Origin of the sequence: Nocardia sp. NPDC051929 (assembly GCF_044548645.1) — a bacterium.
GTDB lineage: Bacteria > Actinomycetota > Actinomycetes > Mycobacteriales > Mycobacteriaceae > Nocardia > Nocardia sichangensis.
On sequence record NZ_JBIUCG010000003.1, the window covers coordinates 263,476 to 290,014 of the forward strand.

The window sequence follows — 26,539 nt, forward strand, 5'->3', positions numbered from 1 at the left end:
CTGCGGCGTCAGCGAGCGGCCAGCCACCCGCTGATCCGGCGAGCGATGTCCGGGCCGGTGAGGCCGAGTTCGGCGTGGACCTCACCGCGCGAGGCATGGTCCAGGAACTGTTGCGGCACACCGAGATCGCGGGTCGGGATGTCCAGCCCGGAGTTGCGCAGCCGGGCCGACACCGTGGAACCGATGCCGCCGTGCAGGCCACCGTCTTCCAGCGTGACCACGAGCCGGTAGTTCTCCGCGAGTTTCAGCAGCGCGTCGGAGACCGGCAGCACCCAGCGCGGGTCGATGACGGTGACCGAGACACCTTCGGAATCCAGCAGATTCGCCGCCTCCAGCGCCGTGCCCGCGAACGAGCCCACCGCGACGAGCAGTACGTCGCCGTGCACCGCCTGCACCGATCCGCCGTCCGGCTCGGCCATCCGCAGCACGTCGATGCCGTCCAGCCGTTCGACCGCGGAGATATCCTCGGCGACACTGCCTTTCGGGAAACGCAGCGCGGTCGGTCCGTCGTTGACGGCCAGCGCCTCGGCCAGTTCCTCCCGCAGCGTCGCGGCGTCGCGCGGCGCGGCGACCCGGATGCCGGGGATGATCCCGAGGACCGACAGATCCCACATGCCGTTGTGGCTGGCGCCGTCGGAGCCGGTGATGCCCGCGCGGTCCAGTACCACGGTGACCGGCTGCTTCAGCAGCGCCACGTCCATCAGCAGCTGGTCGAAGGCGCGATTGAGGAAGGTCGAGTAGATCGCCACCACCGGGTGCATGCCGCCGAGCGCGAGGCCCGCGGCGGAGGCCATGGCGTGCTGCTCGGCGATGCCGACGTCGAACATCCGGTCCGGGAAGCGCTCCCCGAACGCCGCCAATCCGGTCGGGCCCGGCATCGCCGCGGTGATGGCGACGATGTCGGCGCGGCGCTCGGCGTGCGCGATCAACTCCTCGGAGAACACCGAGGTCCATCCGCGCGCCTTCGGACCACCGACCGGGACGCCGGTGAGCGGGTCGATGGGATCGCAGGCATGCATCTGGTCGGCGACATGGTTCTCGGCGGGCGCGTAGCCGCGGCCCTTCTGCGTCACCGCGTGCACCACGACGGGGCCGCCGAAGTCCTTGGCCCGGCGCAGCGCGGCCTCGAGCGCGACGACGTCGTGGCCGTCCACCGGCCCGACGTACTTCAAGCCGAGGTCGCTGAACAGTTCCTGGGGGCTGACCGCGTCCTTGATGCCCGCCTTCACCGCGTGCACCATCGAGTACGCCGATTCGCCCACCCTGGGGATGCTCTTGAGGATCCGCTTGCCCGCGTCCAGGGCGTGCTCGTAGGCGGGCTGGGTGCGCAGCGCGGTCAGCCGCTCGGCCAGACCGCCGATGGTGGGCGCGTAGGAGCGGCCGTTGTCGTTCACCACGACGACCACCGGACGGTCGGATGCGGCGATGTTGTTCAGCGCCTCCCAGCACATGCCGCCGGTGAGCGCGCCGTCGCCGACGATCGCGACCACGTGCCGGTCCTGCCCGCTCAGCGCGAACGCCTTCGCCAGGCCGTCCGCGTAGGACAGCGCCGCCGAGGCGTGTGAGGACTCCACCCAGTCGTGCGCGCTCTCGGCCCGGCTCGGGTAGCCGGACAGGCCGCCCTGTTTGCGCAGCGAGTCGAACTGGTCTTTGCGCCCGGTCAGGATCTTGTGCACATAGGCCTGGTGGCCGGTGTCGAAGATCAACGGGTCGGCCGGCGAGTCGAAGATCCGGTGCAGGGCGATGGTGAGTTCGACCACACCGAGGTTCGGGCCGAGGTGCCCGCCGGTCGCGGCGACTTTGCGCACCAGGAACTCGCGGACCTCCTCCGCCAGCTCGCGCACCTGCGGCACGGTCAGCCGGCGCAGATCATCGGGCGTGTCGACCCGGGAAAGCACTCCCACCTGAACTAGCTCCCTCCGGATAGCGCATCTGATCCGATCAGTCTACGGAGCGGCGGCCGGTGCTCCCGCACGAGAACGGTCACACCAACCGACATGGCGTCGAAATGTGAGCCTCGACATACGGTACCCGGCCTAGAGTGACAGGGTGGCCCGGCCCGAGCAAGTGGTCTCCCGGACAATCGAACCCGGCGTGGTGGCACGGATCGTCGACGACGTCCACCGGCGTTGCCGGGACGACCGCTCCGGAACGTTGGCGGACTACATCCCGGAACTCGCCGCGGCGCAACCGGATTCGTTCGCCATCTGCCTGGCCACCGCCGACGGCCGGATCTACGGCGCGGGCGATGTCCGGACCGAATTCACCATCCAGTCCATCTCCAAGCCGTTCACCTACGCCCTCGCGCTGGCCGACCGGGGGCAGGCCGCGGTCGCCCGGCGCATCGACGTCGAGCCCTCCGGTGAGCCGTTCAACGAGATCAGCCTGGATCCGGTGACCGCGCGGCCGCGCAACCCGATGATCAACGCGGGCGCGATCACCGCCGCCTCGCTGATCGACGGCCGCGACCCCGCCGACCGCTTCGAGCGGATCCGGCGCTGCTACTCGAGCTTCGCCGGGCGCGAGCTCACCGTGAACGAGGCGGTCTACGCCTCCGAGGCGCGCACCGGGTACCGCAATCGCGCCATCGGCTACATGCTGCGCTCGTTCGGCATCCTCGACGCCGACCCGGACGAGGCGGTCGATCGCTATTTCCGCCAGTGCGCGGTTACCGTGACCTGCGAGGATATGGCCCTGATGGCCGCATCGCTGGCGAACAACGGGCGCAATCCGGTCACCGGAGAGCAGGCGGCCTCGGCGGCGCTGACGGAGCAGGTGCTCAGTGTCATGACCACCTGCGGCATGTACAACGCGGCGGGCGACTGGGTGACTACTGTCGGCCTGCCCGCCAAGAGTGGCGTCGGGGGCGGGATCGTGGCGGTGCTGCCCGGACAGGTCGGGATCGCGGTGTACTCGCCGCGGCTGGACGGGCACGGCAACAGCGTGCGCGGCGTGGCCGCCTGCCGTGAACTGTCGCGGCGACTCGAGCTGCACTTCCTGCACGTGACCCGAGCGGCGCGAGCCGCGATCCGGGCGGCGTACTCGGTGGCCGAGGTGCCCTCGCGGCTACGCCGCCCGACCGAGGAGATCGCGGTGCTCGCCGCGCACGGGCATCGCGCGTGTGTCTACGAGCTGCACGGCGACCTGCTGTTCGCGGGCGCGGAGCGCACGGTGCGCACCATCGAGGAGCAGGCGGGCGAGCTGGAAGCGCTGGCCATCGACGTGCGCAGGGTCGGCGAGGTGAGCGCGATCGCGGTGCGGATGATCGACGACCTGCGACTCGAGCAGTTGTCGGCGGGTGTCCGAGTGGCGCTGGTCGATCCCGACGCGCGACTGCGGTCCCCGGATTCCGGCATCGATCCCGACGATCCGAGGGGGCCGGTGTTCATCGATCGCGACACCGCGACCGAGTGGTGCGAGAACATCGTGCTCGCGAACCATCGCCCCGCCGGCGAGGCCGCCCGCGCGTCGTTCGGCATCGAGAGTCACCCGGCGTTGGCCGGCCTCGCCGCGGACGAGCGATCCCGCCTGGCGGAGCAGTTCCGGGTGCGCACGTTCGCGCGCGGGGCGGTGATCGCCGAACGCGGCAGCGCGCGCTCGGGTCTCTACCTGATCCTCGACGGCCGCGTGCGCCTGACGGTCGAAGGCACCGACGGACGCACGCACCGGCTGCTCAGCCTGTCGGCCGGGATGTCGTTCGGGGAGATTCCGATGCTGGTCGGAACGCCGTTCGGGAACGAGGTACTGGCGGAGACCGAGACGTGCGTCGCGGTGCTGACCCCCGAACGGTTCGATCGGCTCACCCCGCAAGCGCCCGTGCTGAAGCTCGCGCTGCTCGAACAGCTGGCCGCCGAAGCCTTCGCGCAGATCGACGCGGCCGTGCGGGCGATCGCGGCCCGCGGCGGCGACTACTGAAGCGGGCACGATGGTGCGGTGCGGATCGACAGCGATCGACGAGGAGGCTCAGTGGGCACGAACACCGATTCACGGGCAGGCACCGTCACCACCTACGGACACGGCACCGCCCGCGCCGTCCCCGATCTGATGCGGGTGACGATCTCCGTCGAATCGCGCGCGAGCAAGGTCGCGCTCGCCTACAGCCGGGCCGGTGAGCGCGTGGCCGCGGTCGCGCGATCGCTGCGCTCCGACGGGGTCGACGGCGCGGACATCGCCACCAGCGGACTGTCGGTACAGACCGAGACGGTGTGGACCGAGGGACAGGGCAACCGCATCACGGGATACCTCGCGAGCACATCGCTGACGGTCGCGTTGCGCGATATCGGCGAGCAGGCCGATCCCGGCCCGGGCACGATCATCGCCAACTGCGTCGAGGCGGGCGGTGACGACGTGCGCCTCGGCGGTCTGGCCCTCACCTTCGCCGACCTGGAATCCCTGCTCACCCGTGCCCGCGACGCCGCGTGGGACAACGCCCTCGCCAAGGGCGAGCAGTACGCCCGGCGGGCACGGCGCTCGCTCGGCGACGTCGTGCAGATCACCGAGGACACCGCCGCCGCGCCTCCGGTTCCGCGGGCACAGGCGATGTCCGCTCCGATGGAGGCCTACCGTGCCGTCGCCATCCCGGTCGAGCTGGGCGAGAGCGAGATCTCCGCGGACGTCCGCGTCACTTGGCAGCTGGACTGACGGCGGCTTGCCGGTTCACGACCCGTGACCGAGACCCCGCACCAGCAGGGTGACCGTGTCCGCTCCGGCGTGCCGATCCTTCGAGATCTCCTGGTACTCCGGCGATTCGGCCCAGGCGCGGAAGGACGGCTCGTCCGGGAAGGAGATCAGCACCACCTTCTCGCGATCGGTGACGCCCTCGATGGTCTGCGGGGACTCGTCCGCGGCCAGCAGCGTCCCGGAGTAGCGGACGAAGACGTCGAGGAAGCGCGCCTGGTAGCTATCGTAGGCGGCGCGGTCGGTGAACTTCAGTTGCGCGATTGCGTACACGGTCATGGCGGTGACTCTAATTGGGCGGTCCGGCGACCCGCCCCGGATCCGGCGGGTGCCGAGCGCGATTCACCGCTGCGCCGCGCCCGGCGTGCCTATATTGAGGTTGTCACCGCTCAGGAGGTCGCATGTCGTTCGTGCTCATCGACAAACCACGGCCCCATATCGCCCTGGTGACGCTCAATCGGCCCGAACGGATGAACGCGATGGCGTTCGACGTGATGATCCCGCTGCGCGAGGCGCTGGAGGGTGTGCGCGCCGACAACGACGTGCGGGTCGTCGTGCTTACCGGGGCGGGACACGGTTTCTGCTCGGGAGCCGACCTGACCGGCGCGGGAAAGGTGCCGAACGTCGACGGCCTGACCGTCACCAGTGTCGCGCGCCGGTCGATGGACCTGCTCAACGACGTGCTGATCACGCTGCGGCGGATGCACCAGCCGGTGATCGCGGCGGTCAACGGCGCGGCCATCGGCGGCGGGCTGTGCCTGGCCGTCGGCGCCGACATCCGGATCGCCGCCGAGGACGCGTACTTCCGCGCCGCGGGCATCAACAACGGCCTCACCTCCGCCGAACTGGGCCTCAGCTATCTGCTGCCCCGCGCGGTCGGCGCGTCGAGGGCGTTCGAGATCATGTTGTCCGGCCGCGACGTCGACGCGACCGAAGCCGAGCGAATCGGCCTGGTATCCCGCACGGTTCCGGCGGCGAAACTGCTGGACACCTGCTATGACCTCGCCGAGCGCATCATCGGCTTCAGCCGGGTGGGCACCGAGCTCACCAAGCGCATGTTGTGGAGCGGCATGGAGGCGGGCGGATTCGAATCGCACATGCAGCACGAGGGCACGGCCCAGTTGTACGTCCGCCTCACCACCGGCAATTTCGACGAAGCGATCCGCGCCCGTAAGGACCGCAGGCCCCCGGTCTACGAGGACTGACCGCTCAACGCTCCAGCAACGCGAGGCTTTCCACGTGGTGCGTCGCGGGGAAGGCGTCGAAGGCGCGCAGATCGGCGAGCCGGTAGCCCGCCGCCTGATACAGGCCCAGATCGCGGGCGAACGCGGCGGGATCGCAGCCTACGTGGATGATCCGCGTCGGCCCGCTGGCGGTGACCGCGCCGACCACCTCTTTGCCCGCCCCCGCGCGCGGCGGATCGAGCACGACGACGTCCGGGGCGGCCGCACCGACGTGCTCGAGCACCCAGCGCTCCACCCGCTGTGCCCGCAGTTCCACCCAGGGCAGGTCGCGCAACGCGGCGGCGCCGTCCGCGACGGCGGGCCGCGCGGATTCCACCGCGAGCACCACGCCGGTCCGCCCGGCCCGCTCGGCGAGCCGCGCGGCGAACACCCCGGCGCCGCTGTAGAGATCCCACGCCCGGCCGCCGGGGCCGAGTTCCGACCATTCCGCGATCAGGTCCGAATACCGTTGCGCCGCACCGTGATGCGCTTGCCAGAAGCCCGTCGCCGCGACCTCCCACCGGCGCCCGGCCACGTACTCGACCGCGCGCCCGCTGCCCTCGAACACCCACTCGTCGCGTGCCGCGTGCGCCGCTGCGCGTCGTGCGGATGCCGCGCGCCGGTCGTCGCTGCGAGCGGACTCCGCGGCGGGCCACTGTGCGCCGCGCCGATCCCGGCCGTGCGGCCGATCGCGGCGACCACCTCCGCCGCCCGCACGCCGATCCCGGCTCCCCGGCTCCGATCGCCGCCCACTCCCGCCGGGACCGCGCCGACCGGGCTCGTGGCCGACCGGTTCGGACTCGGCAGCGGGCGCCAGCTCGACGACGTGCCGTATCCCATCGCCGTCCACCGCGATCACCAGATCGGCGCCGGGCGTCCACCGCCGGTCCGCGATCCCGTCCAAAGCCCCCGCGACCGGTTGCGGGCACCGCAGATCCGTGATCACGTCGGTGCTGCGATAGCGGTGCACGCCCGCACGTCCGTGGGCGTCGACCGCGAGGCGCACGCGGGTGCGCCATCCGCCGATCGCGTCGCCGGGCCCGATCGGCTCCACCACCACTTCCCGCTCGATCCCGGCCAGCCGCCGCAATTGTTCGGCGACCACCGTGGCCTTCAGCGCGCGCTGGGCCACCGGCGTGGCGAAGGAGAAATCGCAGCAGCCCGCGCCACCGGGGCCGGACACCGGACAGGTGGCCCGCACCCGATCCGGGGACGCCTCGAGCACCTCGACCGCGTCGGCACGGCAGAACGAGCCGCCGCGATCCTCGGTGACCCGGACCCGCACCAGCTCGCTGGGCAGGCCGTGCCGGACGAACACCACACGTCCCTCGTGCCGTGCGACACAGAAGCCGCCGTGACCCGGCGGCCCGAGCCGCACTTCGAACGTGGCGGTCGGCCGATCGCTCATCCCGAACGCTCCATGGACGTCACATCCGATCCTCGTACCCGCGCCGCACCGCGCCCGGCGCGTTCACCACCCCGGGGGTCCGCGCCCGCGCGGACGAACTCAACTGCCACGGCACGCTGGTCACCATCACGCCCGGCACGAACAGCAGCCTGCCCTTCAACCGCAGCGCGCTCTGGTTGTGCAGCACCTGTTCCCACCAATGGCCTACCACGTACTCCGGGATGAACACGGTCACCACGTCACGCGGAGCGTCCTTGCGCACGCGCTTCACATAGTCCAGCACCGGCTTGGTGATCTCGCGATAGGGCGATTCGATCACCTTGAGCGGCACCGTGATGTCGCTGTTCTCCCACTCCCGCACCAGCGCCCTGGTGTCGGCCTCGTCGACGTTCACCGTCACCGCCTCCAGCGTGTCCGGGCGGCTGGCGCGGGCGTAGGCGAGGGCGCGGCGGGTCGGCAGATGCAGCCGGGAAACCAGCACGATGGAGTGCGAGCGGCTGGGCAGCACGCCGTCCCACTCGTGCTCGTCCAGCTCGCGCGCGACCGAATCGTAATGCCTGCGAATCATCTTCATCACGACGAAGATCGCGACCATGGTGAAGATGGCGATGTAGGCGCCCGCGAAGAACTTGGTGATCAGCACGATGACCAGCACCGCTCCGGTCGCGCTGAGACCGACCGCGTTGATCACCCGCGAGCGCTTCATCCGCGCGCGCTGCGCCGGGTCGGTCTCGGTGCGCAGCAAGCGGGTCCAGTGCCGCAGCATGCCGGTCTGGCTGAGCACGAACGAGACGAACACGCCGACGATGTACAGCTGGATCAGCTTGGTCACCTCGGCGCCGAACAGCACCACGAACGCGATGGCCGCGCCGGAGAGGAACAGGATGCCGTTGCTGAACGCCAGCCGATCGCCCCTGGTGTGCAGCTGGCGCGGCAGGTAGCGGTCCTGCGCCAGGATCGAGCCGAGCACGGGGAACCCGTTGAACGCGGTGTTGGCGGCCAGCACCAGGATCAGCGCGGTCACCGTCGTGATGAAGAAGAAGCCGAGCGGGAAACCCTCGAACACGGTCTCGGCGAGCTGCGCGATCAGCGTCTTCTGGTGGTAGTCCGACGGTGCGCCGGTCAGGTCCTCGACGTTGTGCGCGTACACCACCCCGATCTTCTGGGCGAGGATGATGATGCCCATCAGCAACACGATCGCGATCGTGCCCAGCATCAGCAAAGTGGTGGCGGCATTGCGCGACTTGGGTTTGCGGAACGCGGGCACACCGTTGCTGATCGCCTCCACACCGGTCAGCGCGGCACACCCGGAAGAGAACGAGCGCGCGATGAGGAAGGCGAACGCCAGCCCGTAGAGGTGCTCGTGCTCGGCGATCAATCCGAAACCGGCCGATTCGGCCCGCAACTCCTCGCCGAGCACGAAGATCCGGAACAGGCCCCAGCTCAGCATGAGGAACATGCCGATGATGAACGCGTAGGTCGGAATCGCGAACGCCGTGCCGGACTCCCGCACACCGCGCAGATTCATCGCGGTCAACAGAGCGATGGCGACGACGGCGAACAGCACTTTGTGTGTCGCGACGAACGGGATGGCCGAGCCGATGTTGGACGCGGCCGAGGAGATCGACACCGCGACGGTGAGCACGTAGTCGACCAGCAGCGCGCTGCCGACGGTCAGGCCCGCGTTCGGCCCCAGATTGGTGGTGGCCACCTCGTAGTCGCCGCCGCCGGACGGGTAGGCGTGCACGTTCTGCCGGTAGCTGGCCACCACGACAGCCATGACGAAGGCGACGGCCAATCCGACCCATGGGGCGTACAGGTAGGCCGTGACCCCGGCGGCCGAAAGAACGAGGAAGATCTCCTCGGGGGCGTAGGCGACCGATGACATGGCATCGGAAGCGAACACCGGGAGCGCGATTCGCTTCGGCAGCAGCGTGTGGCCGAGCGAGTCACTACGGAAAGGCCTGCCCAGCAGCACTCGCTTCGCTGCCGTCGTCAACTTGGACACTGGAGCGAGCATAGGCCCCCGCACAGTGGATCGCGCGCGTGGCTCGCAGGTTTGCTCGCCGGCTGGAGGGGGAACGTGGCCGGTGGAATCATTCGGCGGGTAGCGTTCGACCGAACAGCGAAGCAGACCGAACACCACGGTTCCAGGAACGAGGTTGCACGGTGTACGTAGTGATCATGGGGTGCGGGCGCGTGGGCTCGTCGCTGGCCCATGCCCTGGTCCGCGTAGGTCACGAAGTCACCGTGATCGACCGGGACTCCAGTGCCTTTCTACGCCTGGGATCCGACTTTCCCGGCGAGCAGGTGACCGGTGTCGGTTTCGATCGAGATGTGCTGATAAAGGCGGGGATCGAACGGGCGGACGCGTTCGCGGCGGTCTCCTCCGGCGACAACTCCAACATCATCTCCGCCCGGGTGGCGCGGGAGATGTTCGGGGTGGAGCGGGTCGTCGCCCGCATCTACGACGCCAAGCGCGCCGCGGTCTACGAGCGGCTCGGCATCCCGACCATCGCCACGGTCCCGTGGACCACCGACCGCTTCCTGCGCGCGCTCGTCGGCGACACCGGCACCACCACCTGGCGCGACCCCACCGGAACTGTCGCTGTGACCCAGCTGACGCTGCACGAAGAGTGGTACGGCCGCACCGTGCGCGATCTGGAGCAGACCGTCGCGGCACGGGTCGCGTTCATCATCCGGTTCGGCCAGGCAGTGCTCCCCGACAGCAAGACCATCATCCAGGCCGACGACATCGTCTATGTGGCCGCAGCATCCGGCGCCGTGGGCGAAACCGTCGCCCTGGCCGGGAAGCCCCCCGCGAGCGAGGACTGAACATGAAAGTGGCCATCGCCGGAGCAGGCGCCGTGGGCCGATCGATCGCCAGGGAACTCCTGCGCGGCGGGCATCGGGTCATGCTGCTCGAGCGTGAGCTCGAGCACATCGATGCGGCCGCGATCCCCGACGCGGTCTGGGTGCACGCCGACGCGTGCGAACTGGCCCTGCTGGAGCAGGCCGGTCTGGAGACCTACGAGGTGGTGATCGCGGCCACCGGCGACGACAAGGCGAACCTGGTGCACAGCCTGCTGGCCAAGACCGAGTTCGGGGTGCGCCGGGTGGTGGCCCGGGTCAACGATCCGCGCAACGAATGGCTCTTCGACGGTTCCTGGGGTGTCGACGTCGCGGTGTCCACACCCCGGCTGCTGGCCTCCCTGGTCGAGGAGGCGGTCTCCGTCGGAGATCTGGTGCGACTGATGACGCTGCGCCAGGGCCAGGCGAATCTGGTGGAGATGACGCTGCCCGCGGACACCGTGCTGGCCGGTAAACCGGTGCGCACGCTCACCCTGCCGCGCGACGCCGCACTGGTGACCATCCTGCGCGGCGGGCGCGTGATCGTGCCGCAGCCGGACGACGCGCTGGAAGGCGACGACGAGCTACTGTTCGTGACTTCGGTGGAGGCCGAGGAGGACCTCCGGCTGGAACTCGCCAACCACGGCATCAGACCGTAACTCCCCGTGACACGGCCGGACGCGCGTTCTCGGCGAAGCGCTGCCGGAAACCCTATGCGGCCAGCTTCAGCTCCGCGCGCAGCTTGTTCAGCGCGCGGTGCTGCATCACCCGCACCACACCCGGGCTGGTGCCGATGGCCTCGGCGGTCTCAGCGGCCGACCAGCCGAGCACGATGCGCATCACCAGCACCTCACGGTGCGCCGGGGCCAGCACTTTCATGAGTTCCCTTGTGGCGGCGCGGCGTTCGGAGGCCAGCGCCCACTCCTCGGGACCGGCGGCCGAGGACGCGGAGTCCGGGACGTCGGCCACCGGGTAGGCGGGGTGCTGCTGCGAGCGGCGGAACGCGTCGGCGACCTTGTTGGCCGCGATGCCGTAGACGAAGGCCAGGAACGACTTGCCCTGGTCGCGGTAGCGCGGGATGGCGTTGACGGTGGCCAGCAGGATCTCCTGGACCACGTCGTCGGCGGTGACCTGCAGATGGGCCGTGTTGCCCAGGCGCGCGCCGCAGTAACGCCGCACCAGCGGATGAACGATCCGGATGATCTCCGAGACCGCCCGGCGATCGCCTCCGGCCGCCGGACCGATCAGCTTGTCCAGCTCGGCCGAGATCCGCCGGCTCTCCGAGAGCGCGGGGTTGTGGTTGACGGGCAGCGCCGCGGTGTTGTGCTCGGTAGCCACGTCCGAGTCCTTTCTTGCCGATCAATGCGTGTTTTCGGTACGCATAGATCGTCTGATGAACTCGGAGGACCAACCAGGCACCCCAGGGTGGGGAAGCACCCACCTCGGCGGTGGCGATCTCCCCACCCCTGTGGTTTTCGCCCGATAGCGGCGGAAGGTTAACGGCTCAGGCCGGTTCGGGCGCGCACCGACTTGGCGGGCAGGTGACCGGCCCGGCGCACAGCCCAGATCGTGACGGCCAGCGCCACCGCGGTCAGCGGCCAGCCCATCGCGATGCGGGCGAAGGCGAGCCAGCCGGTGCGGTCGGTGTCGTAGAGCTGCGACTGCACCAGGTAGCGCGCCCCGAACACGAGGATCCAGGTGGTGGTGGCGAGGTCGTAGAGGCGCACCGAGCGCGGGTCGGACCGCCAGTCGGAGCCGTGGCCGTTCAGCACGCCCCAGATCACGCCGACCAGCGGCCTGCGGATCAGGATGGACGCGAGGAACACCGCGGCGTAGACGAGGCTGGTGTAGATGCCGAAGAGGAAGAACCCTTTGGCCTCGCCCATCCGGTAGGCGATGAAGGCGCAGATGCCGACGCCGAAGAAGCCCGAGATGGCGGGCTGGATGGGATCGCGCCGCACAAGGCGCCACAGGAGGATGGCGGCCGCCACCCCCAGGGCCGACCAGATCGCGGCGGCCAGCCCGGCGACACTGTTCACGGGAACGAACACGACAACAGGAAGCGTCGAGTAGATCAGGCCGCTGAAGCCGCCCAGTTGTTCGAGGAGGGTCTGCTCGGCACGTTCCTCGTCACGGTCGGGCGAGGGGAGCCCGGTGCGGTCGTCCGATCCTGCGTTGTCGTTGCTCAAAGGCATACGTCAGCTGTTCCCGCGCAATTCGTAGTAGGGGTTGAAGATCACTTTGCGGCCGTCGCGGTCGCCGACCCGGCCACGGACGAGGATGCGCCTGCCCGGCTCGATGCCGGGAATGCGCCTGCGCCCGATCCAGACCAGCGTGATCGCGTCGGTGCCGTCGAAGAACTCGGCCTGGACGCTGGCGCCCGCCGACTTGGGACACGCTTCGACGCTACGGAGCCTACCGAGCATGGTCGCCTCGTCACCGCGCCGACACTCCGACGCGCGGCACGCGCCCGATGCTTCGGACGTCTCGGCCAGCTCTTCGGCATCCAGCTGATCGATGTCTTCGGTCAGCCTGCGGCCCAGACGTCGAAAATACCCTGAGGCTGCGGATGACATTGTGCACGCTCTCCTGCATAGAGCAGATGGCATGGGTCGCACACCATCGTGAGGGATCCGATCCGCACGGCCTGCGGCGGCCGTACAACGCCACTGTAGATGGGCCGGGCCACCCCCGCTACGCTCGGACCGATGTTCGACTCCCCACACCCCGCTCGTGTCGTGGCACTGCCCGGCACCGGGTCCGACGCCGATTTCGCCAGGCGCGCCTTCGGTCCCGCGAGCGCCGCACGCGGCCTGGATTTCGTCGCGGTGGAACCCGACCCGCGCCGGGTGGTTGCGAGCTGCCGCGCAGCGCTGGATGCGGCGGCGGATTCGGGCCCGGTGCTGGTGGCGGGCATTTCCCTGGGCGCGGCGATCGCACTGGAGTGGGCCGCCGAGCATCCCCGACGCGTCGTGGGGGTCGTGGCGGCACTGCCCGCCTGGACCGGGCCCGACACCGCGGCCTGCCCCGCCACGCTGAGCGCGGCGGCCACCGCGGCGCAGCTGCGCGTGGACGGTCTGGACACGGTGATCGACCGGATGCGGGCGAGCAGCCCGCGGTGGCTGGCTGACGCGCTGACCCAGTCCTGGCGGGCACAGTGGCCGGAACTGCCGCGGGCGCTCGAGGAGGCCGCGGACTACAAGTGGCCCGATGCCGAGCTGCTGTCGGCATTCGAGCTGCCGCTCGCGGTGGTCACCGCGGTCGACGACCCGGTGCACCCGCGCGCGGTCGCCGAGGAATGGGCGGCGCTGGCCCCGCGCGCGCACCTGTACCGGATCACGCTGGACGAACTCGGCGCCGACCCCGCGATCCTGGGACACACGGGTATCGGCGCCTTCGCGTGAGATCTTCCGCTCAGTTCAGGCCGAGTTGCTGCATGGCCGACCCGTCCGCGCCCCGGCGCGGGCCCTGCGGCATGCGCGGCACCACCGGTTGCGCACCGGTCTGCGCCGCCACCTGCGCGGCCATCGCCTGCTGCTGAGCCTCCACCTGCTGCTGATGGGCCGCGGCGAGTTGCTCGGCCAGCTCCTGCGGCAGCACCACCGGAAGCGGGTCCCGCACCGGCAGCGGGTCCTCGCCGCGCCGCACCACGGTCTCGCTCAGGATCGCCCGCGCCGCCTTGACCAGGGGGCTGCCGTCGTTCGCCGCGCCCGAGGGGCCCGCCGCGACCAGCCGCACCATCCAGCGATAGCCGTCCACGCCGATGAAACGCAGGTCCGCGCCTTCGGTCAGGGCCAGCAGTTCTCGGCCCCACGGCCCGTTCTCGACCGACACCCGGGCGCCGTCCTTGCGCAGCGAGTCGGCGAGATCCGCGGCGACCAGCCGCCACTGGCCGGAGGTCTTGGGCGCGGCGTAGGCCGCGACGGTGATCCGGCCGTGCTCCGTGGCCAGGTGCACCGCCTGCGGCTGGCCTTCCGGGGTCATCTCGACCTGCAGCTGACCGCCCGGCGGGACCGGCAACAACACCGACCCGAGATCCAGCCGCTGCTCGGACACCGAATCCAGCAGCTCGGCGACCTCGTCGTAGTCGTAGGGGCCGGGCCGTCCGTTGGGCCGGTCGACGTCCAGATCCACGCCCTCGTACGAGCGCTCGTCGGTGGGGGCGTCGTCGTAGAAATCGTCGTCGTACTCGCCCTCGTAGGCGGACTCGTAGTCGGCGTAGTCGCCCGCCTCGTCGTACCGGTCGTCCGCGGCCCGGCTCGAGTTCTTTCTCTTTCCGAACATTCCCGTCATGCCTCCTCGCCGGTAGCCCGGCCCACCCCGTTCGTCTGTGCGGTCAAACTCGCGTGACCGCCGCTGGAGCCATAGCCACCCGCTCCCCTGGTGGTCTCGTCGAGCGAGTCGACCTGCACGAAATCCACCAGCTCCACCCGCTGTACCAGCAGTTGCGCGATCCGATCACCGCGCCGCAACTCGATCGGCGTGCGCGGATCGTGGTTGATCAGGCACACCTTGATCTCGCCCCGGTACCCCGCGTCGACCGTGCCGGGGGTGTTCACCACCGACAGCCCGGCCTTGGCCGCCAGACCCGAGCGCGGATGGATCAGGCCGACGGTGCCGACCGGTAGCGCGACGGCGACGCCGGTGCCGACCAGCACCCGCTCCCCCGGCTCCAGGATGACGTCTTGCGTGGTGCACAGATCCACGCCCGCGTCACCCGCATGGGCGCGCGTGGGCAGAGGGATGCCGGGGTCGAGCCGCAGCAAGGGTATGGGTGAAAGTGCGCTCACGTTGGACGAGCCTACGCGTAGGCTGTTTGCCCTCGTGACTTAGTGTTGACTCGTGTCGGACCAGCCCAACCCCATGACCGCGGACGAGAAAGCGCAGCCTGCGCACCGATACCGGGAGCGCCTGTGGGTGCCGCTGTGGTGGTGGCCGGTGGCGTTCGCCGTCACCGGACTGCTCGCGGCGGAGATCCATATGGGCGCGCCGGGACTGCGTGCCTGGCTGCCCTATGTGCTGCTGTTCCCCGTGCCGGTCTGGGTGCTGCTGTGGCTGAGCCGCCACCGCGTCGAAGTGGCGCCGGACGCGAACGGCACACCGGAGTTGCGCGCCGATCGCGCGCATCTGCCGGTGAATTTCGTTGCTCGCGCGGCCGCCGTCGCCCCCACCGCGAAAAGCGCGGCGCTGGGTCGCCAGCTCGACCCCGCCGCCTATGTCCAGCATCGCCCCTGGATCGGGCCGATGGTCTTGCTCGTGCTCGACGACCCGGACGATCCGACGCCGTACTGGCTGGTCAGTACGCGGCGGCCCGAACGGGTCCTCGCCGCGCTCGGTCTACCGAGCGCGGGCTGACACTGTTGTTCGATCTCGTCGAGATCAGGCGGCGCAATCCATGCAGATCATCTGACCGCCCTTGTCACTGGCCAGCCTGCTCCGGTGATGGACCAGGAAACAGCTGGAACAGGTGAACTCGTCGGCCTGCTTCGGGATCACCCGAACCGTCAGCACTTCCTCGGACAGGTCGGCGCCGGGAAGCTCGAACGACTCCGCGGTATCGGATTCGTCGATATCCACGACGGCGGACTGTGCCTCGTTACGACGAGCCTTCAGCTCCTCCAGCGAATCCTCCGACACATCGTCGGATTCGGTGCGCCTCGGTGCGTCATAGTCGGTTGCCATGTCGTCTTCCCCTCGTCCTAACTCCGTATATCCCGGACCGGTCCGCTCACACCCGATTCCTGCCGGAATCGCCGCGACCGGTACCGCCCCGCCGGTGGTGCACGTCACACGTACACCGGTCGCCTATCAGGGCGGATCATGCCGATCCACTCCTGATAGCGCTGGGTAAACGCAGGACATGCCCTTCTTGTTCCCGCGACCGACCACTGATTTCCGCACCGGTGATTCGATCTGGGCCGCCAGACAATAGCGGACCCCGGAGCAAAAGTCGCAATCAAAACACAGCCGAGTCGAAAATGAGGGGCAATCGACACCGTCCGTGGAACGCACCGAGACCTTGCGACGCGACCGCCCCACATTTTCGTAGAGTGTGCTGGTGGTTTCACTGATCACCGAAGGCACCGCGACGGATTCGCAAGGGCAACCGTACGTGCGCCGCCGCCCCCAGCCCTGGCTCATCATGCTCGGCGTTCTCGCCCTGATCTGCGGGATCGTCTGGGTCAAAGCCCTCACGACGCACGACACCGACCACACCGCGATGGCGTGCAACTCACCGAGTCCGGCCTCGGATCCCGGTGCGCCGCAACCGACTCCGCTCGGCCAGCGGGTCGGCGCAGGCCGGCTGCAGGACGTGGAACCCGCACCGCTGGCGGCGAGCAAGGTGCGCGTGCTGAACGCGAACAACCAGCGCGGCCAGGCCGCGCACGTCGCCGCCCAGCTCGGCGACCTCGGATTCGCGAGCGCTCCCGGAACGCAATACGGCAACGATTCGGTATACGTCAACGGCGACCTGGAATGCACCGGGCAGGTCCGCTTCGGCGTCAACGGCCGTCCGGCCGCGGCCGCCGTACAGCTGGTCGCGCCGTGCGCCGAGCTGATCGAGGATCAACGCGGCGACGACACCGTCGATCTCGTGCTCGGCTCGCTGTTCCGGGACATCCACCCCAGCAACGACGCCGAGGAAGTGCTGCGTTCGCTCAAGAACCCGGCGCCGGGCAACTCCACCTCCATCGACATCAAGCTGCTCGACGCCGCACGGCAGGCCCGCTGCTGATCAGCGGTCCGGAATCGGCTCGGTAGCGCCGACCCGGGCCAGCAGCTCCCCCAGCTCGTCGGCGATGCCGGGCGCGGCGGCCACCACCAGGTCGCCGTCGGTGCCCGGCGCCGTCGCGGGCGGCAGCGTAAGGCGCGCACCCGCCTCGGCGGCGATCAGCGCGCCCGCGCCCCAGTCCCAGGCGTTCAAGCCGTGCTCGAAGTAGGCGTCCACACGGCCTGCTGCGACATGACACAGATCCAGTGCCGCCGCACCGAAACGGCGGATGTCGCGCACGTGCGGCAGCACCTGCGCGATCAATTCCGCCTGCCTGCTCCTGCGGTGCCTTCCGTAGGCGAATCCGGTGGAGACCAGCGACATCGCCACCGACTCGACGGGCGTGCAACTCAAGTGCTCCACCGCGCCGTCGGCGTCGACACGCAGCGCGCCGAGTCCGAGCGCGGCGCTGTAGGTGGCTGCCCGCGCGACGTCCACCACGGCGCCCGCGACCGGACGGCCGCCGCGCAGCGCGGCCACCGATACGGCGTAGCCGGGAATGCCGTAGAGGAAGTTGACGGTGCCGTCGATCGGATCAACCACCCAGTGGACGGTGTCCGCGCTCGCGTCATCGATGCTGCCGCCGCCCTCCTCGCCGAGGATCGGGTCGCCGGGGCGTTGTTCGGCGAGCAGTCTTCGGATCAGCTCTTCGGTCTCGGTGTCCACGATGGTGACCGGGTCGGTCTCGTGGCTCTTGGACCGCACGGCGCCTTCGGCGTGCACGCCCGCGGGCCCGAACACCTCGGGACGACGGGCACGGACATGGGCGGCGGCCGTCTCGGCGAGGTCGACCGCGACACGGCGCAGGTCGGCTTCGTCGCCACGCGCGACGATCGAGACGAACGAGTCGGGGGTGTAGTCGGACACTGACGATGAGGTTTCCGGCACGCCCACCATCGCATCACACATCCTCGCCGAACGCCCAGCCTCGTGGTCCCATTACTCTTGTCGTGCACGACACAGCGCCGTCGTCGGGCATCCCATTCGCACGCCCGCCATGGGCGTCCCGGGCCCCGTGCAGCGCTGTCATCACACCGGCCAGCACAGGGAGACGAGGGGTTAGTCATGTCCGCTCGGGGGCACGCATTCGGCATCGACATCGGCGGCAGCGGCGTCAAAGGCGCCACGGTCGATCTGGCCACCGGCGAGTTGGTCCACGAGCGGATCAAGATCGCGACGCCACACCCGGCGACACCGTTCGCCGTGGCGGAGGCGGTCGCCGAACTGGTCGACAAGGCCAAGTGGACCGGGCCGGTCGGCCTCACCCTGCCCTCGGTGGTGATCGGCGGCGTGGCGCGCACCGCGGCGAACATCGACAAGTCCTGGATCGGCACCGACGCGCGGGCGCTGTTCTCCGCCGCGCTCGGCGGCCGTCCGGTCACCGTGCTCAACGACGCGGACGCCGCGGGCATGGCCGAGGACCACTTCGGCGCGGCGCGCAATTTCGCGGGCTTGGTCATGCTGCTGACCTTCGGCACCGGCATCGGCTCGGCGTTGCTCTACCACGGCACACTGGTGCCCAACACCGAACTGGGTCACCTGGAGATCCAGGGGATGGAGAGCGAGCACCGCGCGGCGGCCTCGATCAAGGAACGCGACGGCCTGAGCTACGAGCAGTGGGCAGCGCAGGTCAGCCTGGTGCTGACGGGGCTGGAGAACCTGTTCTTCCCGGTCGTCTTCGTCGCGGGCGGGGGCATCAGCAGGGAGGCCGAGCAGTGGATTCCCCTGCTCACCAACCGGACTCCGGTCATCCCGGCCCGCCTGCGCAACACCGCGGGCATCGTCGGCGCCGCCATGGCGATCGCGGGGGGCGTCGCACCGTGAGGCGCGCGGGAACCGCGAGGATGCCGTTCCCGGCATCGTGCCGTAGGTACCCTGGTTAGATCGTTACAATGGAACGTGCCCGGCTGAGCCGGAGAAACCCCGACCGGCCCTCCGCCGGTGCAACCCGACAGATCGCTCCGCCGGAAACCCACTCTGGCGTGACGCCGCACGAGACCGTCACGAAAGGGCGTACGTGGTAGCCACGAATACCCGTCAGACCGCCGAATCGGCCGATGCCGACTCCGCAGATGTAACCGCAGCACGGCCGGTCCGTAAGGCTGCCGCGAAGAAGGCTCCGGCGAAGAAGGCCGCCGCCAAGAAGGCGCCTGCCAAGAAGGCGGCCAAGGCTCCCGCGAAGAAGGCCACCACCAAGAAGGCGGGCCCCGACGGCGAGCCCGGCGCCGACGAGGCGATCGAGGACGAGTCGCTCGATCTCGACGATCTCGGCGATCTGGAAGTCTCCGAGGAGGACCTCGCCGACGGCGACGAACTGGTCGACGTCGCCGAGGACACCGAAACCGAGGAAGCCGAGAGCGAGGCCGACGAGCCGACGGCGGCCGACAAGGCCTCCGGCGATTTCGTCTGGGACGAAGAGGAGTCCGAGGCGCTGCGCCAGGCCCGCAAGGACGCCGAGCTCACCGCCTCGGCCGACTCGGTCCGCGCCTACCTCAAGCAGATCGGTAAGGTCGCGCTGCTCAACGCCGAGGAGGAGGTCGAACTCGCCAAGCGGATCGAGGCGGGCCTCTACGCCGCGGAGAAGGTGCGCGAATTCGCCGAGCAGGGCGAGAAGCTGCCGGTCGCCATGCGCCGCGACTTCAACTGGATCGTCCGCGACGGCAACCGGGCCAAGAACCACCTGCTCGAGGCCAACCTGCGCCTGGTCGTCTCGCTGGCCAAGCGCTACACCGGCCGCGGCATGGCGTTCCTGGACCTGATCCAGGAGGGCAACCTCGGTCTGATCCGCGCGGTGGAGAAGTTCGACTACACCAAGGGCTACAAGTTCTCCACGTACGCCACCTGGTGGATCCGGCAGGCCATCACCCGCGCCATGGCCGACCAGGCCCGCACCATCCGCATCCCGGTGCACATGGTGGAGGTCATCAACAAGCTCGGCCGCATCCAGCGCGAGCTGCTCCAGGATCTCGGCCGCGAGCCGACGCCGGAGGAGCTGGCCAAGGAAATGGACATCACGCCGGAGAAGGTGCTGGAGATCCAGCAGTACGCGCGTGAGCCCATCTCGCTGGACCAGACCATCGGCGACGAGGGCGACAGCCAGCTCGGCGATTTCATCGAGGACTCCGAGGCCGTGGTCGCGGTGGACGCGGTGAGCTTCACGCTGCTGCAGGATCAGCTGCAGTCGGTGCTGGAGACGCTGTCGGAGCGGGAAGCGGGCGTGGTCCGGCTGCGCTTCGGCCTCACCGACGGCCAGCCGCGCACCCTCGACGAGATCGGCCAGGTCTACGGGGTCACCCGCGAACGCATCCGCCAGATCGAGTCCAAGACCATGAGCAAGCTGCGCCATCCCAGCCGCTCGCAGGTCCTGCGCGACTACCTCGACTAGGTCGCATCGCCTCGACGCCCGCATTCGTCGTCCGCTCGATTCCTCCAGCGGCCGGTGAATGCGGGTGTCGCGCTTTTCCGCGCCAGGCCGCAGACGCGGCGGAGGAAACAGCGCCACGACGGGGGCACTTCGCCGCGCGCAGCTCGCGCCCGGCAGACTTGCGGGGTGGTTGCCTCGACCTCGACTTCGAGCTGGCTGCGGTCACCGTGGACGCAGACCGTCGACCTGCGCGCCGAGTGGCGCGACCTGCAAGCCTGGCTGCGCCGTCCCGGGCTGCCGCGGCGGCTCCTGCCCGCGATCCGCGCGCACCTGGGAGCCGCCCCCGCCAGCACCGCCTACGCGTTCACGCTGTTCGTCACCTGGTGGACGCTGCGCGGGGTCGGTGACTCGGTGGAGCGCAGATTGATCTTCTCGGCGTCGACCAACCTCTACAACATGCGGCACAACCCGGTTCAGGTGCTGGTCGCCTCGGCGTTCTGGACCGACGGCGGCTTTCCCTGGACGACCATCGCCGGTTTCCTGATCGTCATGGCATATGCCGAGCGCTGGCTTGGCACCGCGCGCTGGATCCTGCTGTTCGCGACCGGGCACATCGGGGCGACGCTGCTGACCGTCACCGGCATCTCACACGCCATCGACCGTGGCCTCATCCCGCTGCGGGTGGCCGTCGCCGCGGATGTCGGTACCAGCTACGGCTTTTCGGCCGTGCTGGCGGCGCTGGCATTCCGGTTCCGCGGCAGGGTGCGGCTGGTGTGGGCCGGTGCGCTGCTCCTGACGCTCGGCGTGGCGCTGTGGATCGAGCCGACATTCACCGACTACGGCCATCTCTGCGCCGCCGTGATCGGGCTGGCGGTCGGGGCGATCGCGAGCCTGTTCTGGCATCGGCTGGAACGGACCGCGGGCCGCAGAGCCCGCACGACCCAGGACTGATCAGTAGACCTGGGGCTCGCGGCGGCCGCGGTCGGGCAGCAAACCGACCATCGGCTCCACCACTCGCGCCGCGATCGGGCCCAGCACCGCCATCAGCAGGACGTAGGTCGAGGCGAGCGCCGTGAGCTGACCGTCCATCGCGCCCGCGCTCACGGCCAATCCCGCGATGACGATGGAGAACTCGCCCCGCGCGACGAGCGCCGCGCCCGCTCTGGCCCGGCCCATCCGCCGGATGCCCTCGCGTGCGGCGGCCCACCACCCGGTCGCCACCTTCGTAACGACCGTGACCACCGCCAGCGCGATCGCCCAGCCCAGCACCGGCGGGATCGCTCGCAGGTCGGTGTTCAACCCGAAGGCCACGAAGAAGATGGCCGCGAACAGGTCGCGCAGCGGTTCGAGCATCTTCGCCGCCGCGTGCGCGGTCGAGCCGGAGATCGCGATGCCGAGCAGGAACGCTCCGACCGCCGCCGACACGCTCAGCGCCGAGGAGACGCCCGCGACCAGCAACGCCGCGCCGAGCAGCGTGAGCAGGAAGACCTCACGGTCAGCGCTGTCCACGACCGCCGAGACATACCGCCCGTAACGCAGCGCCACCACGAGCACCAGCGTGATGGTGATCAGCGCTACCGCCAGGGCGCGCAGCCCGCTGAGCCAGCTGAGCCCCGCCAGCACCGTGGTGAGAATCGGCAGGTAGACCGCCATCGCCAGGTCCTCGAATACCAGGATGGACAGGATCACCGGCGTCTCCCGGTTGCCCAGGCGTCCGAGGTCGTCGAGGACCTTCGCCACGATGCCCGAGGAGGAGATGTAGGTGACGCCTGCCATCGTGATCGCGCCGTCGACACCCCAGCCCAGCATCAGCGCGACCACCGCCCCCGGTGACGCGTTGACCACGATGTCCACCACACCGGCCGCCCAGGAACGACGCAGGCCGGTCACCAGCTCCGCCGCCGTGTACTCCAAGCCGAGCAGCAAGAGCAGCAGCACCACCCCGATCTCGCCCGCGATATGGCCGAAGTCGTGGGCGGCCCGGAGTTCGATGAGACCACCTTGGCCGAAGGCGACACCGCCGAGCAGGTACAGCGGAATGGGCGACATACCGACACGGCCTGCGACACGCCCCAGCATGCCGAGAACGAAGAGAACCGCTCCGAGCTCGATCAGGGCGAGCGCGGTGTCCGTCACGGCTCAGCCGTGCGTCAATATCTTCGCGGCGGCATCCAAGCCCTCCGGAGTGCCGACGACCACGAGCAGGTCGCTCGCGGTGAAGGTGAAATCGGGTCCGGGCGAGGGATGCAACTGCCCGGCCCGCATGACCGCCACGATGGAGGCCTTCGTGCGGGTACGCATCTCGGTCTCACCGAGGGTGCGGCCGTCGTAGGGGGAATCGTCCCCGATCGGGAGCTGGCGCGTGGTGATCCCGGGCAGGTCGCGGTGGTCGTCGTTGAGCTTGGCGACCAGCTGCGGCGCACCGAGCAAGTTGGCCAGGACCGCGGCCTCATCGGTGGTCAGCGGGATCTGCGCGGCACAGGCGTCGGGATCGTCGAGTTTGGAGACGATCAGGTCGATATCACCATCGCGGTGGGCGACCACGCCGATTCGGCGACCGGATCGCACTTCGAAGTCCTTCCGGACACCGATCCCGGGTAGTGCGGTGACGTCGACGTTCACGCCCTCCAGATTAGCCGGATCACCGCGTCCACGAACGGATCGGTCATCACTTCGGCCGATGGCGCGTCGCGGTCGCTGTGCTGTGATGGAGGCGTGTGGCGGTGGGCGGATGTGCCGGAGCGGACACGGGATGCGCTGGGCGCCGTGATCGCGTTCGCCGGCGGCGCGGCGCTGTACCTCGCAGGCTTGTCCACCATGACCGAGCGGGGCGAGCAGGCGTCGTTGTGGGTGCGGTGCGGTGTGCTGGCCCTACTGTGCCTGGCGACCTTCTGCCGGCGCCGGATGCCGGTCGCGGCCATGCTTGCCGGGCTCTTGCCGCTGGCCGTGGACATCTGGCTGGGCGCCACGGTGCCGGTGTGGATCGTCTACGCCGACTTGATCTACGCGGCCGTGCTGTACGCCGGGCGCCGGGCGTCGCGGATCACGGCGCTGTCCTGGTCGACGCTCTCCGTCGTCGTGGTGGTGCTGACCCTCGCCTTGACCGGCGACCTGCGCGCGGTCGCGCTGGCGCTGGTGGCGGTGTTCAGTTTCGTCGCGACGCCGATCTGGTGGGCGAACTCGGTGCGCACGCACAAGGAGGTCGCGCACGCCGAGCGCACCCGCGCCGAGGCGCTCACCTTGGTCGCCGAACTCGACCGGCGCGCGGCCATCGCCGACGAGCGCACCACGATGGCGCGCGATCTGCACGACGTGATCGCCGGGCACCTGTCGGCCATCGCACTGCACTCGGAGGCGGCGCTCGGCGTGCTGGCCCGCCGCGACGCCGACCCGGCGGTGGCCGGCATCATGCGCTCCATCCGCGCCAACAGCGTCAGCGCACTGGAGGAGATGCGCACCATGATCGGATTGCTGCACAGCGACGACGGCGCGGCGGAAGTAGCCGCGCCGCGCACCCTCGCGCAGTTGCCGATCCTGGTGGACGCCGCACGCGCGGCGGGGATCTCGGTACGGGTGCGCGAATCACTGGACGGCGCCGCGCTGCCCAGCGCTGTCGACCAGGCCGCTTATCGCATCGTCCAGGAGGCTTTGACCAACGCCATGAAACACGCCCCGGGACAGGAGGTCTCCATCGACGTGCGCGCAGAGCGGGAGAGACTGACCATATCCGTCCGCAACAGGACAACGCCCGCGCGGCCCCACCGGGCCGTGGACCGAGCGGGGCGTCGCGGTCTGGTGAACATGCGCGAACGGGCCGCGGCACTCGGCGGAAGCTTGCGCGCCGGAACGGATTCCGGCCACTGGGAAGTTCTGGCCACCCTGCCGCTCGGCTGCGTGGGCGCCGCATGACGATTCGGGTGGTGATCGCCGACGACCACGCCGCGATCCGCGCCGGCCTGCGGATGATCCTGGACGTCGAGGACGATATCGAGGTGGTCGGCGAGGCCGCCGACGGCGATGTCGCGGTGGCACAGGCCAAAGCGCTGCGGCCGCAGGTGGTGCTGATGGACGTGCGCATGCCGGGGGTGGACGGGATCACCGCGACCGAGCGGATCACCGCGGACGATTTGGCGAAGGTGCTGATCCTCACCACGTTCGACCTGGACGAGTACGTCTTTCGCACGCTGCGCGCGGGCGCCTCCGGGTTCGTGCTGAAATCCACGTCGGGCCGGGCGCTGGTCGAGGCGGTGCGCGCGGTCGCGGCCGGGGACGGCGTGCTGGCTCCGGAGGTGACGCGAGCGGTGATCTCTGCGTTCGCCGCGTCGAATCAGATTGCCGCGCAACCGGCTCCCGCCGGATTCGGCGAGCTCACCGAGCGGGAACGCGAAGTGCTCGATTGCCTCGGCGACGGCCTGTCCAACGCGCAGATCGCGGGTCGGCTGTTCATCGGCGAGACGACCGTCAAAACACATGTGTCCCGGGTGCTGACGAAACTCGGTGTGCGGTCGCGGGTTCAGGCCGCCATCGTGGCGCGTGAGATCCGCGACCGGTAGTCACGCCGGGAGCGGGGCGAATGTCCCGTCCGCTGCGGGCAGGTACTCTACGACCCCCGTGACCGCGCCCACCGGCAGGGGGCCGTACAGGTGCGGGAAGAGTATCGACTCCGGATCGGTCGGGACGCCCGGCTCCCACTTGATCGGCGACCCGACGCGGCGGGAGTCGATCCGCAGCAACACCAGATCACGCCGCCCCGCGAACAAGCGATTCGCGGGCAGGTGCACCTGTTGCGGCGACGAGAGATGGATGAACCCTGCCTCGGCGAGGGAGGGCGCTCGGTACTCCCCCGTTTGCCGCGCGGATAACCATTCATCCAAAGTGCATAGGTGAACAAGCGTGTGAGTGTCATAGGTCACGGGTAATCTCCCGGTAGACAACTGGATCGGCCGATCGAGAGTGTGACGCAGTGCACATCTACGACAGGACCAGCGGCGTTCGCCCGTAGCGAAATCCCTGGTCGTGTTATCGAAAACACACTGCTTCATCCGCGGGAACAAAGTCCCCCGTCCCGAACGTCTGACAGAGTAGTCATACCCCTGCTGGGAAGTAGCGGTAGCGAGCTCGTGGTGAGTGACCACGGGCCCCACACCAGGTGAACGGTCGTCGGGACCGGGAGCCAGGACGGAGGAGTCATGCCAGGAACCCTGACAAGCACCCCACTGACCGCGGTCGATCGTTGCGACCGCTGCGGGGCGGCGGCCCGTGTGCGCGCCGTACTGCCCGCAGGTGGAGAGTTGCTCTTCTGCCAGCACCACGCGAACGAACACATGGATCGGCTGCGTGAGCTGGACGCCGTGATCGACACGGAGTCCGCTCCCGCGCTCTGACCTGCTCCTCGCGTCCTGACACAACAGCATCGAACAACAGAACACCGTTTCCACCGGCAGCGGGCGACCCACAGGTCGCCCGCTGTCGGTGTGTCCGGCGGCGCTCAGTCCGCGCCGAGGATGCCGTCCAGCAGCCTGGCCAGGCCGTATTCGAACGCGCCGTCCGGGTCGGCCGGCGCCTGGTACAGCTCACCCACCGCCGCCCCCACACGTGCGGCGAGCGGGAACCGGCTCGGCGGCATGACCTCGCTCAGCAGCGGACCGTGCACTTCCCACCACTGCGCGTCGCTCATTCGCGCGGTCTCGCGGGCTGCGGCCACCGCCATGCGCGCGTTTCCGGTGGCGAACTCCGACAGCACGGCGATCGCCCGGTCCATCGCCACGTCCGGCAGGCCGAGCCCGTCGATCGCGGCGAGCTGGCGCTCGTAGCGACGCATCCGTCCCGGCCCGAGCACGAGCCGCCACGGCGACACCTCGAGCAGCCAGGGGTGCGCGAGGAGTTCCGCGCGCACCTGGCGGGCCACCGCGGCGAGGCGCTCACGCGGCGGCAGATCGGCGGGAACCGGCGCGTCTTCCTCGGCCACCGCGTCGACCATGAGCACCGTCAGTGCGTCTTTGCTCGGTACGTACGTGTAGAGGCTCATCGGCCGCAGCCCCAGTTCGGCGGCGACCGTGCGGATGGAGACCTTGTCATAGCCCTGCCGGTCGGCGAGCGCGACCGCCGCGGCGACCACCGCGTCCACGCTGACCGCCTGCTTCGGACCGCGCCCCGCCGGACGCGACGGTAGTTCGTGCCGCCACAGCAAGCTCATCAGCCGCCTGGCCTCGTCGGATGTGACGTCTTCGCTCACTGGCTCCTCG

General features: G+C 69.7%; 28 protein-coding genes and 1 pseudogene. 14 read left to right on the forward strand and 15 right to left on the reverse strand.

The features are described 5' to 3' along the window. Window positions 1-8: 8 nt before the first annotated feature. Window positions 9-1,904: a 1-deoxy-D-xylulose-5-phosphate synthase gene (gene dxs / locus ACIHAX_RS05515; protein ID WP_355070394.1), complete on the reverse strand. Its 1,896-nt coding sequence runs from the start codon at window positions 1,902-1,904 to the stop codon at window positions 9-11. A gap of 193 nt (window positions 1,905-2,097) precedes the next feature. Between dxs and glsA the strand changes: the two genes are divergently transcribed. Next, window positions 2,098-3,915 (forward strand): glutaminase A, encoded by a 1,818-nt coding sequence (glsA, locus tag ACIHAX_RS05520; RefSeq protein WP_397276052.1) that lies wholly within the window; start codon window positions 2,098-2,100, stop codon window positions 3,913-3,915. Window positions 3,916-3,966: 51 nt separating this feature from the next. Beyond that, window positions 3,967-4,641 carry an SIMPL domain-containing protein gene (locus ACIHAX_RS05525; RefSeq protein WP_364425975.1) on the forward strand — a complete coding sequence of 225 codons (675 nt, stop codon included), beginning with the start codon at window positions 3,967-3,969 and terminating at the stop codon, window positions 4,639-4,641. A 15-nt stretch (window positions 4,642-4,656) separates the two neighbouring features. Here ACIHAX_RS05525 and ACIHAX_RS05530 read toward each other — a convergent pair whose 3' ends face one another. Continuing rightward, window positions 4,657-4,956, reverse strand: coding sequence for a DUF1330 domain-containing protein (locus ACIHAX_RS05530; protein ID WP_397275957.1), 300 nt, complete (start codon window positions 4,954-4,956; stop codon window positions 4,657-4,659). A 122-nt stretch (window positions 4,957-5,078) separates the two neighbouring features. Between ACIHAX_RS05530 and ACIHAX_RS05535 the strand changes: the two genes are divergently transcribed. Further along, complete coding sequence (locus tag ACIHAX_RS05535) at window positions 5,079-5,882, forward strand: enoyl-CoA hydratase (RefSeq protein WP_364425977.1); 804 nt, start codon at window positions 5,079-5,081, stop codon at window positions 5,880-5,882. A gap of 4 nt (window positions 5,883-5,886) precedes the next feature. Here ACIHAX_RS05535 and ACIHAX_RS05540 read toward each other — a convergent pair whose 3' ends face one another. Both ACIHAX_RS05540 and ACIHAX_RS05545 read right to left on the reverse strand, forming a co-directional pair. Then, a complete protein-coding gene (locus ACIHAX_RS05540; protein WP_397275959.1) occupies window positions 5,887-7,308 on the reverse strand; it encodes a class I SAM-dependent RNA methyltransferase in 1,422 nt (473 codons plus the stop codon). Window positions 7,309-7,327: 19 nt separating this feature from the next. Further along, on the reverse strand, window positions 7,328-9,316 hold the full coding sequence (locus ACIHAX_RS05545) for an APC family permease (RefSeq protein WP_355070385.1): 1,989 nt from the start codon (window positions 9,314-9,316) through the stop codon (window positions 7,328-7,330). Between the two features lie 161 nt (window positions 9,317-9,477). Between ACIHAX_RS05545 and ACIHAX_RS05550 the strand changes: the two genes are divergently transcribed. Then, window positions 9,478-10,143, forward strand: a complete 666-nt coding sequence (locus ACIHAX_RS05550) for a TrkA family potassium uptake protein (protein ID WP_355070384.1) — start codon at window positions 9,478-9,480, stop codon at window positions 10,141-10,143. Window positions 10,144-10,145: 2 nt separating this feature from the next. Next, on the forward strand, window positions 10,146-10,817 hold the full coding sequence (locus ACIHAX_RS05555; protein ID WP_355070382.1) for a TrkA family potassium uptake protein: 672 nt from the start codon (window positions 10,146-10,148) through the stop codon (window positions 10,815-10,817). Window positions 10,818-10,869: 52 nt separating this feature from the next. Here ACIHAX_RS05555 and ACIHAX_RS05560 read toward each other — a convergent pair whose 3' ends face one another. The 3 genes from ACIHAX_RS05560 to ACIHAX_RS05570 form a co-directional block, all read right to left on the reverse strand. Beyond that, complete coding sequence (locus ACIHAX_RS05560) at window positions 10,870-11,496, reverse strand: sigma-70 family RNA polymerase sigma factor (protein ID WP_355070380.1); 627 nt, start codon at window positions 11,494-11,496, stop codon at window positions 10,870-10,872. Between the two features lie 158 nt (window positions 11,497-11,654). Next, the gene (locus tag ACIHAX_RS05565) at window positions 11,655-12,353 is read right to left on the reverse strand and encodes a DUF3159 domain-containing protein (protein WP_397275962.1); all 699 of its coding nucleotides are present in this window, start codon (window positions 12,351-12,353) and stop codon (window positions 11,655-11,657) included. A gap of 3 nt (window positions 12,354-12,356) precedes the next feature. Then, window positions 12,357-12,734, reverse strand: a complete 378-nt coding sequence (locus ACIHAX_RS05570) for an OB-fold nucleic acid binding domain-containing protein (protein ID WP_067808861.1) — start codon at window positions 12,732-12,734, stop codon at window positions 12,357-12,359. A gap of 132 nt (window positions 12,735-12,866) precedes the next feature. On the opposite strand from ACIHAX_RS05570, the gene ACIHAX_RS05575 reads away from it, so the two are divergent. Then, complete coding sequence (locus tag ACIHAX_RS05575; RefSeq protein ID WP_355070376.1) at window positions 12,867-13,562, forward strand: alpha/beta hydrolase; 696 nt, start codon at window positions 12,867-12,869, stop codon at window positions 13,560-13,562. 10 nt (window positions 13,563-13,572) lie between these two features. Here ACIHAX_RS05575 and ACIHAX_RS05580 read toward each other — a convergent pair whose 3' ends face one another. Next, window positions 13,573-14,442: a DUF3710 domain-containing protein gene (locus ACIHAX_RS05580; RefSeq protein WP_364425988.1), complete on the reverse strand. Its 870-nt coding sequence runs from the start codon at window positions 14,440-14,442 to the stop codon at window positions 13,573-13,575. Between the two features lie 5 nt (window positions 14,443-14,447). Further along, window positions 14,448-14,948: a dUTP diphosphatase gene (gene dut, locus ACIHAX_RS05585; protein WP_397275965.1), complete on the reverse strand. Its 501-nt coding sequence runs from the start codon at window positions 14,946-14,948 to the stop codon at window positions 14,448-14,450. Between the two features lie 73 nt (window positions 14,949-15,021). Between dut and ACIHAX_RS05590 the strand changes: the two genes are divergently transcribed. Further along, window positions 15,022-15,513 carry a DUF3093 domain-containing protein gene (locus ACIHAX_RS05590; RefSeq protein WP_355071029.1) on the forward strand — a complete coding sequence of 164 codons (492 nt, stop codon included), beginning with the start codon at window positions 15,022-15,024 and terminating at the stop codon, window positions 15,511-15,513. A 24-nt stretch (window positions 15,514-15,537) separates the two neighbouring features. Here the strand turns inward: ACIHAX_RS05590 and ACIHAX_RS05595 are convergent, their stop codons facing one another. Next, window positions 15,538-15,840 carry a DUF4193 domain-containing protein gene (locus ACIHAX_RS05595; RefSeq protein WP_014351871.1) on the reverse strand — a complete coding sequence of 101 codons (303 nt, stop codon included), beginning with the start codon at window positions 15,838-15,840 and terminating at the stop codon, window positions 15,538-15,540. 376 nt (window positions 15,841-16,216) lie between these two features. Here ACIHAX_RS05595 and cei point away from each other — a divergent pair, with 376 nt between their 5' ends. Continuing rightward, window positions 16,217-16,894, forward strand: coding sequence for an envelope integrity protein Cei (gene cei / locus ACIHAX_RS05600; protein ID WP_355070370.1), 678 nt, complete (start codon window positions 16,217-16,219; stop codon window positions 16,892-16,894). Here cei and ACIHAX_RS05605 read toward each other — a convergent pair whose 3' ends face one another. Continuing rightward, window positions 16,895-17,839 (reverse strand): inositol monophosphatase family protein, encoded by a 945-nt coding sequence (locus ACIHAX_RS05605; protein WP_397275967.1) that lies wholly within the window; start codon window positions 17,837-17,839, stop codon window positions 16,895-16,897. A 156-nt stretch (window positions 17,840-17,995) separates the two neighbouring features. Here ACIHAX_RS05605 and ppgK point away from each other — a divergent pair, with 156 nt between their 5' ends. The 3 genes and pseudogenes from ppgK to ACIHAX_RS05620 all read left to right on the forward strand — a co-directional run bounded on the left by ppgK (window position 17,996) and on the right by ACIHAX_RS05620 (window position 21,245). Further along, window positions 17,996-18,754, forward strand: a complete 759-nt coding sequence (ppgK, locus tag ACIHAX_RS05610; RefSeq protein WP_355070367.1) for a polyphosphate--glucose phosphotransferase — start codon at window positions 17,996-17,998, stop codon at window positions 18,752-18,754. 160 nt (window positions 18,755-18,914) lie between these two features. After that, window positions 18,915-20,315 (forward strand): annotated as a pseudogene (locus ACIHAX_RS05615) (RNA polymerase sigma factor); the annotation flags it as partial. Between the two features lie 165 nt (window positions 20,316-20,480). Then, on the forward strand, window positions 20,481-21,245 hold the full coding sequence (locus ACIHAX_RS05620) for a rhomboid-like protein (RefSeq protein ID WP_397275970.1): 765 nt from the start codon (window positions 20,481-20,483) through the stop codon (window positions 21,243-21,245). Here ACIHAX_RS05620 and ACIHAX_RS05625 read toward each other — a convergent pair whose 3' ends face one another. Together ACIHAX_RS05625 and ACIHAX_RS05630 are read right to left on the reverse strand one after the other, a co-directional pair. Further along, window positions 21,246-22,430 (reverse strand): cation:proton antiporter, encoded by a 1,185-nt coding sequence (locus ACIHAX_RS05625; RefSeq protein ID WP_397275972.1) that lies wholly within the window; start codon window positions 22,428-22,430, stop codon window positions 21,246-21,248. Window positions 22,431-22,433: 3 nt separating this feature from the next. Then, complete coding sequence (locus ACIHAX_RS05630; RefSeq protein ID WP_355070361.1) at window positions 22,434-22,916, reverse strand: cation:proton antiporter regulatory subunit; 483 nt, start codon at window positions 22,914-22,916, stop codon at window positions 22,434-22,436. Between the two features lie 111 nt (window positions 22,917-23,027). Here ACIHAX_RS05630 and ACIHAX_RS05635 point away from each other — a divergent pair, with 111 nt between their 5' ends. After that, entirely contained in the window at window positions 23,028-24,203 is a 1,176-nt protein-coding gene (locus tag ACIHAX_RS05635; protein WP_355070359.1) for a histidine kinase, read from the forward strand. Next, on the forward strand, window positions 24,200-24,847 hold the full coding sequence (locus ACIHAX_RS05640; RefSeq protein ID WP_364425998.1) for a response regulator transcription factor: 648 nt from the start codon (window positions 24,200-24,202) through the stop codon (window positions 24,845-24,847). The genes ACIHAX_RS05635 and ACIHAX_RS05640 overlap by 4 nt, the downstream gene beginning before the upstream one ends. Here ACIHAX_RS05640 and ACIHAX_RS05645 read toward each other — a convergent pair whose 3' ends face one another. Continuing rightward, window positions 24,848-25,207 carry a DUF952 domain-containing protein gene (locus tag ACIHAX_RS05645; protein WP_355070356.1) on the reverse strand — a complete coding sequence of 120 codons (360 nt, stop codon included), beginning with the start codon at window positions 25,205-25,207 and terminating at the stop codon, window positions 24,848-24,850. 276 nt (window positions 25,208-25,483) lie between these two features. Here ACIHAX_RS05645 and ACIHAX_RS05650 point away from each other — a divergent pair, with 276 nt between their 5' ends. Then, window positions 25,484-25,678, forward strand: a complete 195-nt coding sequence (locus tag ACIHAX_RS05650; RefSeq protein WP_036538000.1) for a hypothetical protein — start codon at window positions 25,484-25,486, stop codon at window positions 25,676-25,678. A 104-nt stretch (window positions 25,679-25,782) separates the two neighbouring features. Here the strand turns inward: ACIHAX_RS05650 and ACIHAX_RS05655 are convergent, their stop codons facing one another. Then, window positions 25,783-26,490, reverse strand: coding sequence for a TetR/AcrR family transcriptional regulator C-terminal domain-containing protein (locus tag ACIHAX_RS05655; protein WP_364426097.1), 708 nt, complete (start codon window positions 26,488-26,490; stop codon window positions 25,783-25,785). Between the last annotated feature and the right edge of the window lie 49 nt (window positions 26,491-26,539).